This is a genomic window from Micromonospora andamanensis, assembly GCF_016863495.1.
In the GTDB taxonomy this organism is placed as follows: domain Bacteria; phylum Actinomycetota; class Actinomycetes; order Mycobacteriales; family Micromonosporaceae; genus Micromonospora; species Micromonospora andamanensis.
Genome location: NZ_BOOZ01000006.1, coordinates 185,125 through 195,968, shown reverse-complemented (window position 1 = coordinate 195,968; position 10,844 = coordinate 185,125). Strand labels below are relative to the sequence as shown.

Genomic DNA, 10,844 nt, shown 5'->3' with positions numbered 1-10,844 from the left:
GACGTCGACGCCCCGGACAAGGTCGCCTACGGGCTGACGTTCCGGCAACTCGCGATCCTCGCCGTCGCCGCCCTCGCCTGCTACGGCGCGTGGCGGGGCCTGCACTCCGTCGTGCCGGCCCCGGTGTTGCTCGGCGGCGCCGTGGTCATCGGTGGCCTCGTGTTCGGCGTCGCCGTGGGCCGCCGCGACGGCCTGCCGCTGGACGTGTGGTTGCTCGCCGCCGTCCGGCACGCCCGCGCGCCCCGCGCGTTGTCGACAACGGACACGACGTCGGCGACGCCGGACTGGGTGCAGGTGCCCAAGAGCAGGGTGGCGGTGCCTGCGCCGTTGGCGCTTCCGGCCGACGCGATTGACGACGGCGGGGAGATCCGGCTGGGTGGCGCGCGGGCGGCGATGGTCGCCGCGACCAGCGTCAACCTGGCGCTGCGCACTGCTGACGAGCAGACGGCCTTGGTCGAGGTGTTCGGCCGGTGGCTCAACAGCCTGTCCTCGCCGACGCAGATCGTCGTGTCGGCGCAGCCGGTCGACCTGCGCTCCGCTGCCCGCAGCCTGTCGCAGGCCGTGGACGGGCTTGCGCACCCGGCGCTGGCTGACGCCGCAGCCGATCACGCCCGGTTCCTCGACGACCTCGCCACCCGCCGGGATCCGCTGCGCCGGCAGGTCCTCATCGTCACCCGCACCAGCGCGGGCGAACGCGGGGAGCACGCGGCGCGGCGGCGCGCCGACGACACCGCCCGGACCCTGTCCGGCCTCGGCGTCACCACCCGCGCCCTGGACGGCGCGGCGGTCACCGCGGCGATCGCCGCCGCCGCCGACCCCTACCGTCCGGCCCGCCCCGGCGGGCTGGCCGCCCCCGACGCCGTCATCACCGGCCCGGACATCCACGTTCGCAAGAAGAAGGGACTGCGATGAGAAGCCGCACCCGATCCCGTGCCGCCGACAGCGCCGGCCAGCCCTCGTCGCTGGCCGGCGCCGTCGCTCCTGCCTCCGTGGAGGTGACCCCGCGGATGCTGCGCGTCGGCGACGGCTACGCCGCGACCCTCGTGGTCACCGGCTACCCCGCCGAGGTCGGCCACGCCTGGCTGGAACCGCTGCTGTCCTGGCCCGGTCGCCTCGATCTGGCCCTGCACATCGACCCGCTGCCCGCGCCGATCGCGGCGGCACGGCTGCGGAACCAGCGCGCCCGTTTCGAGTCCAGCCGCCGCGCGGGCGCCGAGTCCGGCAAGCTGCCCGACCCGTACGTGGAGGCGGCGGCCGACGACGCCGCCGACCTCGCCGGTCGCCTCGCCCGCGGGCAGGCGAAACTGTTCCGCGTCGGGCTGTACCTGACCGTGCACGCCCGCACCGAAGACGAACTCCTGCAGGCCTGCGCGCAGGTGAAGGCCGCCGCCGCGTCCACACTCATCGAGGTGCAACCCGCCACCTGGCGCCACCTCGCCGGCTGGACCACCACCCTGCCGCTGTGCACCGACTCGCTGCAGATGCGCCGCACGATGGACACCCAGGCACTGGCCGCCGCGTTCCCCCTCGCCTCGGCCGACCTGCCCGCACCACTGCCCGGCGACCCACCCGCCGAAGGTGGCGTGCTCTACGGCGTCAACCCCGACTCGCAGGGCATCGTGTGGTGGGACCGCTGGGCGCAGGAGAACCACAACTCCGTCGTGCTCGCCCGCTCCGGCGCCGGCAAGAGCTACTTCGTCAAGCTGGAGATCCTGCGCAACCTCTACCAGCAGGTGCAGGTCGCCGTCATCGACCCCGAAGACGAATACCTCAGGCTCGCCGACGCCGTCGGCGGCACCGTGGTGCGCCTCGGCGCCCCCGGCGTGAAGATCAACCCCCTCGACCTGCCCGCCGGGGACCACCGACCGGACGTGCTGACCCGCCGCGGACTGTTCCTGCACACCCTCATCGCCGTGCTACTCGGCCAGCAACCACCGCCGGCCGAACGCGCCGCGCTGGACCGGGCGATCCTCGCCGTCTACCGGCAGGCCGGCATCACCGCCGACCCGGCCACCCACCACCGGCCCGCCCCGCTGCTGAGCGACCTCACCAGCTGCCTGGACGCCGACAGCGACCCGGCGGCCGGGCAACTCGCCGCCCGCCTCGCACCCTGGGTGCACGGCTCGTTCTCGCAGCTGTTCGACGGCCCCTCCACCACCCGCCTCGACGGGCACCTGGTCGTCTGGTCGCTGCGGCAACTCCCCGACGAGCTACGCACCGTCGGCACCCTCCTGGCGCTGGACGCGATCTGGCGCCAGGTCGACGCCCCCGGCCGGTCAGCGACCCGGCGGCTAGTCGTGGTCGACGAGGCGTGGCTGCTCATGCGCGACGGCGAAGGCGCGAAGTTCCTCTTTCGCATGTCGAAGGCCGCGCGTAAGCGTCACGCCGGGCTCGCGGTGATCACCCAGGACGTCGCCGACGTCCTGGGCACCGACCTCGGTCAAGCCGTCGTCGCCAACGCCGCCACCCAGGTGCTCCTCAAGCAGGCCCCGCAAGCCATCGACGCCGTCGGCGACGCGTTCGGCCTCACCGCCGGCGAGCGGCGGCTGCTACTCGCCGCCCGAGTCGGCACCGGCCTGCTCATCGCCGGCGCGAACCGGACGAGTTTCGAGGCGATCGCCTCCGACACCGAACACCAGTTGGCGACCACCCGGCCGCAGGACCTGGCCGCGCTCGACGGCGAGGAGGACCTGTGAACCCGTCCATCACGCACCTGCCCACCACGCTCGCGAACACGCCCACCCCCGGCCCGGCGCCGACCGTGCCGGGCATCCCGCCGCCCGCCGGGCTCACCCGATGGGTGCTCGACGCCGCCGGATGGGCGGCGGCGCGGCCGTGGCTGCTCGCCGTCGCCGCCACCGCGCTGATCGGCTACATCGCCGCCCAAAACCTCCTCGCGACGTGGCGGCACCGCCGTCACGCCGGCGGCGCCCGCCTGGTCACCGTCGCCCCGCCACCGGAGGTCGACCCGCGCAGCAGCGCCGCGCTGTGGGCCAACCTCGCCGGCACCCTCACCCCCTCGCGTCGTCGCCGGCTGCTCTACGGCAGCCCCCACGTGGTGTGGCAGTACACGTGGACCGGACGGCAGCTGCTGATCAGCCTGTGGGTGCCCGGCACCGTCCCACCCGGCGCCGTCGAAGCCGCCGTACGGGCCGCCTGGCCGGGCGCCGCCTGCACCACCGACGACAACCCCGACCCGCCCATCCCGGCCGGCACGACGGCGGTCGGCGGGCACCTGCTGCCCATCGCCGCCGAGTGGCTGCCCTTCGCCACCGACCACGACAATGACCCGCTGCGCGCGCTGATGTCCGCAGGCTCCAGCCTGCGCGCCGACGAGCACGCCTGCGTGCAGATCCTCGCCCGCCCCGCCTCGGTGCGCCGCGCGGTGCGCGCCCGACGCGCCGCCGGGCGCCTGCGTGACGGCAAGACGGCTCTACCGGCCCTCAACCCGGCCGCGCCGCTGCTGTGGCTCATCGAGGCGTTCCTGCCCGGCCGCACCTCCGGCACCGCCCAGACCGGACGTGACGGCCGCCGTGACCCCGGAGTGGAACGCGATGTCCGCGCGATCCTCGACAAAACCTCACATCCGCTGTGGGAGACCGCCGTGCGCTACGCCGTCGGCAAGGACACCGGCCGCGCCCACACCGACCAGCGCCCGCGGCTGCGCGGGGTGGCGGACACGATCGCCGCGACGTTCGCGGTGTACTCCGGCCGCAACCGGCTCACCCACCGCGCCCGCATGTCATCACCGGTCGCCGTTGTCGCGCAACGGCGTCTCGGCGCCGGATTCCTCACCTGCACCCCGGAGTTGGCTGCGCTGGCCGCCCTGCCCCGCGACGTGGCGGTGCCCGGCCTGGACCGGGCCCGCGCCAAGCCCATGCCCGCGCCGATCGCGGTGTCGGCCGGCGGCCGAGGTGAGAAGGTCCTCGGCGACGCGGAGATCGACGGCCACACCGTGGCGCTATCCGTGCCGGACGCCCGCTACCACACACACGTCATCGGATCCACCGGCAGCGGCAAGACGACACTGCTGGTCAACATGGCCGTCGACGACATCACCGCCGGTCGCGGCACCGTCGTCATCGACCCGCACGGCGACCTGGTCCTGGACATCCTCGACCGGCTGCCCGCCGACGTCGCCGACCGGGTGGTGCTGTTCGACCCCGACCAGCCCAACCCACCCACCATCAACCCCCTCGAGGGCGACGACCCCGACCTCGTCGTCGACAACCTCGTGTCGATCTTCGGCAACATCTTCGCCAAAGCGTGGGGCCCCCGCATGGACGACGTCATGCGCGTGGCGTGCCTGACCCTGCTCCGGCACGCCAACGTCACCCTGCAACACATCCCACCGCTGCTCAACTCGGCGCAGTTCCGCTCCGCGATGACCGTCAAGCTCGACGACCCGGCAGGACTGCGCGGCTTCTGGCAGTGGTACGACGAACTCAACCCCGCCCTGCGCTCCCAGGTCATCGGCCCCGTCCTGGCCCGGCTGCGGTCCTTCCTGCTACGCGACTTCGTCAAACGCACCATGCAATACCCCAAGTCGAGCTTCGACCTCGGCAAGATCCTCGACGGTGGAGCGCTGCTGGTGCGGATCCCCAAGGGGCAACTCGGGGAGGACACCAGCAAACTGCTCGGGTCGCTGATCCTGGCGCAGGTGTGGCAGGCCACCACCGCCCGCGCCCGACTCGCCCCCGACCAGCGCCGCGACGCCACCCTGATCATCGACGAGGCGCAGAATTTCCTCACCCTGGCAAACAGCCTGGACACGATGCTCGCCGAAGCCCGCAAGTACCGGCTGTCCCTCGTCCTGTCCCACCAAGACCTCGCCCAGTTCCCGAGAGACCTCCTCGCCGCCGCGTCGGCCAACGCCCGCAACAAGATCTATTTCTCGTGCGCGCCGGAGGACGCCGCCGTGCTGGCCCGGCACACCATGCCGGAACTCGACGAGCACGACCTCACCCACCTCGACGCCTACACCGCCGCAGCCCGCCTGCTCGCCGACGGGCGGCAAACCCCGGCGTTCACCCTCAAAACCCGGCCACCGAAACCCGTCGTCGGCGCGGCCACCACCATCCGCCAGACGGCCGCGAAGAAGGTCGAGCCGCAGGACACCAGCGCCATCGACGACCTCGTCGAGCAGCTGTCCCAGCCCAAGAACGACAACCGACGACGCGGCGGCGACACCCGCGACACCACATCAGCGCCGCGCACCCCTCGCCGACCCTGACACCCCTGCCCGCCCACACGGCTAGCTGGCACGAGTCCCGCGCCGTCGTCGCCGGCTCCCCGCGACACCGTCCGCACCACAACCGAGGACGCCCCTCCGCACGGCACCGAATCCGACCCACCGCAACGAGGCCCTTCCCACGAGGTCCTCATCCAGCCACATCCCAAGGAGCAACTGATGTCAGCGCCATCGACAACTCCCCAACGCCGCCCATCCGAGCCATGCTTGCCGCCACCGGCCCGCCAGCAATGGGCCGGCCGGACGGTCAGCCCGAAACCGCTGCTCCACCTCATCCACCGACCCTGTGATCCGCTGACGCAGCGCCCAGTCGTCGCGTCAATCACCGTCCAGGACGCGGCGACCAACTCGGCGACGCGACACCCCACCGCACCGAGCCACTTCCCGTCCGCCTTCTCCCGCAACGCCTTCGTCGTCGAGCGTGCCGGCAACAGCCAGCACCACGCCGCCGCCCGGCCGCACATCCGTCCATCCCACATCCCGCCCGCCCGGCGTCCGAACGCCCGACCCCGCGACGGCGTGACCACGCCCCGGTCGCTCACCTGCTCGCCGTGGCAGCGATCCCGCTGTTGGCGTCCGTGCCGCGACCTGGCTTGGGGACAGTGTCGGGGGCGGTGTAGAGGCGGATACCGGAACCGACCGCCCGAACGGGCCGCTCTCACAGCACAACGCCGACGCGGCGACCACATCGCAGTGCTGCCAAAGACCCTCAGGGGTCTCCTCTGCGGGGGTGGTGTCCATGCGTAACAGCGCCGACCGGGTCCTGCGCCTGCAGGCCCAACTCACCGTCCGCGATCGGCTGCTGCTGGACTGGCTCGCCGATCACAAGGTGCTCACCACGTTCCAGATCAGCCGCGCCCTGTTCACGTCGCTGGACTTCGCTCAGCGGCGGCTGCTCAAGCTGCATCAGCTCGGCCTCGTGGACCGCTTCCGGCCGCTGCGAGCCGGCGGCGGATCGTATCCGTGGCACTACGTCCTCGATCAGACCGGCACCGAGTGCGTGGCCGCCTCCCGCCAGCAAACACCGCCCCGACCAGGACAGACGACGCTGCGCAAGCACCGCCTCGCCACCAGCCGGACCCTGGAGCACCTGCTGGGCGTGAACCAGTTCTTCACCGACCTGGCCGCACGAGCACGCACTCATCCGCCAGCGCAGCTGCAGCGGTGGTGGTCGGAGCAGCGCTGCGCAGAACCCGGCGCGTTCAACACCACACTGCTGTCTCCGATCCGCCCGGACGGACACGGCATATTCCGCGAAGGCGACCGCCGCGTCGCGTTCTTCGCCGAGTTCGACACCGGCACCGAACGGCCCCGCGTCCTGCTGGAGAAGGTCAACAACTACACGATCCACACCGCCATGGGCGGTCCCGCCTGGCCAGTGCTGTTCTGGCTGCCCCACACCGACCAGGAGCGAGCCCTGCACCAGCTGCTGACCGGACTGCCCACCCCCGTGCCCGTGGCCACCGCCTGCCGCGACAGCCTGCCAGTCGGCGCCTGCGCCGCCGACGCCGTCTGGCTGGTGGCCGGATCAACCGACGGCCCGCGCCGGCTGGTCGATCTCGCCGACCTCGGCGACCCCGCACCCGACGTCGACCCCATCACCGACGTCGCCTGGCCGCCACACGTCACACCTCGACTCACCCACTGACCGTTCACCGACCCACCGACCGGCAGCCCCGCCGGCTCGCTCACACCCGCTCACACCGCAGGTCAACCCCCACCCCACCGCCACCGGCAGCGGGGCTGGACCGACTGCGGGCCAGGCCGGGTGTGGGCGGGCCCGCCACTCACAGCGACTCACACCCGGGTCGCCCGCAGCGGCGATGATCTCTCACACCGCAGGTCAACCCGCCTACCCGGCCTGATCGGCGCCTGCTGGCGTTGTGAGTGCGAAGGGCTACCGTTTCGGCACCAACACAACCCCATATAACGCTCCACCCGGTTCGGTCCCACCTCAAGGACCCCCGCCGCACCCACCCGGTGCGCCCCGCCCACCCGCTCACGCCGGTCGGCAGCACACCGCGCGGCGACCCCCGAGGTCGCACCTAACCACCCGCGCCACCCCGACCCGCTCCACGCACCCAGTGGACACGGTCAACCCGCACCTTCCCTGTTCCGTCGATCACCCGACCCACGTACCCGGTGGGCCGGGCCGCCGTCGTGCCCACACGACGCCAACCCCGAGGAGGCTCCATGTCCCAGAACAACGGCACCGCGCTGACCCGCCACGGCAGCCGCGTGCAGCGTCGCACCGCCCTAGCCAACCCGCCCCAGCAGAGCACCCCGCGTCCCCAGGTTGTGCCGCAGGCCGTCATCCGCCAGATGATCGTCTGCGTCAGCGACGACCTCGCCGCGACCCTGCACACCGGCGTGCGCAACCTGGAGCGCCACTTCGGCGTCTCCGGCAGCAGCTGCCGCCGGCTCTGGGCGTCCCCGGCCATCTGGGCGTGGCAGCGCCGCCAGCTCATCGACTGGCAGAAGGCCAACACCGGCCCGCAGTGCTGCGCAGGCGGACCCATCCGCCTGCTCGACCTCACCGGCATGCGCGAAGGCGCGCACGTCAGCGCCGTGCTGCGCCACCAACAGTGGTCCCACGTCGTCTCCGGCACCCGCCCGGCCACGCCGTGGCCGGTGTTCCTGCAACGGCACCTGAGCGACCCGTCGGGCTACCCGCTCGACATCGCCAGCGCCGAGTTCCACCGGCAGCCCCGCGTGCAGGCGATGCGCCTGCACAACGTCGCGGCCAACACCGCCGGCCACCTCGACACCGCCGACCTGGAGATGTTCCAGGCCGGTGCCGCCGCCTACGCCACCTACCGCGCCCTGTGGGCGCTGTGCACCGACGCCTTCCTCACCGAGGACGGCACTCAGATGTCCCCGGCCAGCGCGTTTCTCGCCGACCGGATCACCTACCTGCACCAGGCGTACCGGCACCTGCAGTCCCTGCACCACAACCAGCAGATCTTCGCCATCGACCTGCAAACGCCGTAACCACGACCGGGCACGGCCACCAGCCCCCGGCAACCCAGGGGCCACACCGCCTGCCCCGAACGTCCCGCGGCACACCACCGGAACCGGGCAGCACACCTCGCCTCGCCACCTGAGGCACGTGTGCTGCCCGCCCGGGCCCACACCCCCCGCATGAAACTGGAAGGAGCAGCATGTCCCGCTTCCTGTACTTCGACCTGCCCGCCGTCGCCGCCCACGCCCAGCACGCCGTCCTCTGCGACCGGAACCTGCACACCCGTCACGGCGCCAGCGGTATCCGCAGCGCCGAGCCCGCGCTGCGACTGTTCCGATTCCGGGGAATGGTGTGGCTGGCCAGCAACGGAGGCGACGCTCTCCACGATCCGATGCCCTCCATGGCCAAGGCCCGTAGGTCGCTGGCCGCGCCCGGCGTCCGACTGCCGGACAGGACGGACGCCTGGGGCCTGCCACTGCTGCGCGACAGCGGACCGCAGCTGGTCGACCTCATCACGGCCGGACTCCCCGACGGTGCCGACCTGTTCATGGTCGACCCGAACACGCTCACCATCGGCGTCGGCCGCCAGCGCCCCGTCCGCGCCAGCAACTGACACCACCGCCCGCCCGACCGCACGGCACGCCCGCCTCCTCGAACCCGAGGGACAGCAGGCGTGCCGCTGCGGCGGGACCGCCCGCCCTCGGAGCACGCCACCGCTCGTCCCTCATCTGACCGTGGAGGAAAGCCCCATGCAGCCTGAACGCCGTTCCACCCTCATCCTCACGGCACTGAACGCCGTCGAAGCTCTCGCCGAAACGAAAGGCTGGGGTGCCTACCCCGCCCTGCTCGCCTTGGTCGACAGCACCGCCCACACCATCGTCGGCAGCATCAACGCCGAGGAACTTCCGATCAACCAGGATGTGTGGCGGCAGCACACGGTCCCCGGCACCCGCTTCACTCTGCCGTACTGGATCGGCCTGCAAGCCATCACCGACACCCTGACCACCGTCAAATTCCCACGACTGCGGGCTTGGACGCGTGAGCAGATCGGCCCCGTGATCGCGATGGCGTTCCTCGCCGAAGGGCTCGACACCAGCGACGCCGGACGCCGAGCCGCCGCCGCTCACGGCCTGCCCGTCGACCCCGACGGCGTCCCGGTCCGGGCGGTCAGCGCCTGCGACATCGACGGCCGCTTCTACCAACTGCTGCGCACACGCGGAGCGGACACCGTCTCCACGACGGTCGATCACCCGGACGCCCGGACTTCCGCTGGGTCCGTCGCGGTGAGCCTGCGACGCCTGCTCAACGCGACCCACGCCTAAGCGCAGGACCTCCAGGCTCCACGGAGAACGCACGGGTCGAGGCATCGAAGGGAACCTCCCGAAACAGCAGCGCCCCGTCCCGTACGACTCGCGGCCAGTCTCACCGCTTCAGCGGGACCAGACGGCCAACCAGCCCATGACAGGAGACGCCGTTATGGCCGAAATCGTCAACCTGACGCCGCACCCGGTTCGGATCTTCCCGGCCGACACCCCCGACCGCTCGTCGGCCTGGCTGCATCCGACCGCGAGGACCTGCTGGTCTGCCACGACACCGTCCGCGACCTGGACGGCTCGATCATCGGCGTCCGTAAGCTCGCTCGTCCGCACCGCGGCTGAGCACTAAGCCCGTCCGGACTGACCCTCGCCGACCTCCCTCTCGCGGCGATCCGCTCACCGATGCCCGCCACGCCCCTCGATCAGGGCGTGCGCGCCTCGCATCGTCGGGCAGACCCCACGCCGGGCGCCCCGGGCATGGGGCAATCGCACTCCGCCGGGCCGCAGACACGCCGCCCTGTTCCTCTTCCACCCCCTCGCACCATTACCTGATAGGACACCCCATGTACCGCTACCTGCTGACCTTCACCCACACCACCAACGGTCAGACCCAGTTCACCGCGCTGGACTACCCCACCGCCCGGCCAATCAGCTCGGTGGACGACGTGCAGCTGGTCACGCTGCACCTGCAAACGCAGGGCTACAACAGCCCCTTCGTCATCGCGTTCTCCCTCTTCACCGACCCCGCCCCGACCCTGCAGGCGACGTCATGACCACGCATCGTTCCTCGCGCGGCTGGGCCTATCGGCCTGCCCCTGGGCGGACTCGTGTCCGTCGCCGCGACCATCGCGCACTCCTTCATCGCCCCCCGAGAACGCTCCGGCCGACCGGTCGCCGGAACCCGGCAAGGTCGTCTCCGCGATCGTGCAGCCGCTGTTCCTGCTCATCGCCATCGAGAACGCTGCCCGCGCCCCCTGGCCGACCCGGGCCTGGGTTGGAACCTGCTCCGCTGGGTCGGTCTCCCGCCCTTGGCCCAGGTCGCCGCGTTGGTGGCCTACCGGCACCTGTCCGGACTGCTCAACCACGACAACGAGGAACCTCTCATCGTCTGCCCCGGGCCCCTCGCCACCCTCGCTGAGGCCCCGTCACCTACCGCGCTGGCCGGTCGTCTTCGCGATGCCACCACCCGGCGCCGAGGGCTCAGCAGCCGCTCACCGCCGCCGCGTAGCCGTTCTCGTCGGCATGTCGCGGCGGCGTCAACCGTGCCGGATTTCGGGGACCAGTCCCGAGGTTCGGTCATCGCACTTGATCAGCG

Annotated in this window: 8 protein-coding genes; all 8 read left to right on the top strand. The window is 72.1% G+C overall.

Annotated elements, in window-relative coordinates; all coding sequences use genetic code 11:
* Nucleotides 1–912: PrgI family protein (locus Van01_RS08300; protein ID WP_204003112.1), on the top strand; the 912-nt coding region annotated here is incomplete at its 5' end.
* Nucleotides 909–2,696 (top strand): VirB4 family type IV secretion system protein, encoded by a 1,788-nt coding sequence (locus Van01_RS08295; RefSeq protein ID WP_204003109.1) that lies wholly within the window; start codon nucleotides 909–911, stop codon nucleotides 2,694–2,696. The genes Van01_RS08300 and Van01_RS08295, both read left to right, overlap by 4 nt.
* A complete protein-coding gene (locus Van01_RS08290) occupies nucleotides 2,693–5,233 on the top strand; it encodes a helicase HerA domain-containing protein (RefSeq protein ID WP_373306224.1) in 2,541 nt (846 codons plus the stop codon). Before Van01_RS08295 ends, Van01_RS08290 begins: the two co-directional genes overlap by 4 nt.
* Nucleotides 5,234–5,990: 757 nt before the next feature.
* Nucleotides 5,991–6,899, top strand: a complete 909-nt coding sequence (locus Van01_RS08285; RefSeq protein WP_204003094.1) for a replication-relaxation family protein — start codon at nucleotides 5,991–5,993, stop codon at nucleotides 6,897–6,899.
* A gap of 545 nt (nucleotides 6,900–7,444) precedes the next feature.
* Nucleotides 7,445–8,242 carry a hypothetical protein gene (locus tag Van01_RS08280; protein ID WP_204003091.1) on the top strand — a complete coding sequence of 266 codons (798 nt, stop codon included), beginning with the start codon at nucleotides 7,445–7,447 and terminating at the stop codon, nucleotides 8,240–8,242.
* A 170-nt stretch (nucleotides 8,243–8,412) separates the two neighbouring features.
* Complete coding sequence (locus Van01_RS08275) at nucleotides 8,413–8,826, top strand: hypothetical protein (RefSeq protein ID WP_204003089.1); 414 nt, start codon at nucleotides 8,413–8,415, stop codon at nucleotides 8,824–8,826.
* 136 nt (nucleotides 8,827–8,962) lie between these two features.
* Nucleotides 8,963–9,535, top strand: a complete 573-nt coding sequence (locus Van01_RS08270; RefSeq protein ID WP_204003085.1) for a hypothetical protein — start codon at nucleotides 8,963–8,965, stop codon at nucleotides 9,533–9,535.
* 557 nt (nucleotides 9,536–10,092) lie between these two features.
* On the top strand, nucleotides 10,093–10,302 hold the full coding sequence (locus Van01_RS08265; RefSeq protein ID WP_204003083.1) for a hypothetical protein: 210 nt from the start codon (nucleotides 10,093–10,095) through the stop codon (nucleotides 10,300–10,302).
* The last annotated feature ends 542 nt before the right edge of the window (nucleotides 10,303–10,844 follow it).

Bases quoted from the DNA above. Each gene is read 5' to 3' on its own strand.
- Van01_RS08295 (WP_204003109.1), top strand. From the start codon at position 909: ATGAGAAGCCGCACCCGATCCCGTGCCGCCGACAGCGCCGGCCAGCCC.
- Van01_RS08285 (WP_204003094.1), top strand. From the start codon at position 5,991: ATGCGTAACAGCGCCGACCGGGTCCTGCGCCTGCAGGCCCAACTCACC.
- Van01_RS08280 (WP_204003091.1), top strand. From the start codon at position 7,445: ATGTCCCAGAACAACGGCACCGCGCTGACCCGCCACGGCAGCCGCGTG.
- Van01_RS08275 (WP_204003089.1), top strand. From the start codon at position 8,413: ATGTCCCGCTTCCTGTACTTCGACCTGCCCGCCGTCGCCGCCCACGCC.
- Van01_RS08270 (WP_204003085.1), top strand. From the start codon at position 8,963: ATGCAGCCTGAACGCCGTTCCACCCTCATCCTCACGGCACTGAACGCC.
- Van01_RS08265 (WP_204003083.1), top strand. From the start codon at position 10,093: ATGTACCGCTACCTGCTGACCTTCACCCACACCACCAACGGTCAGACC.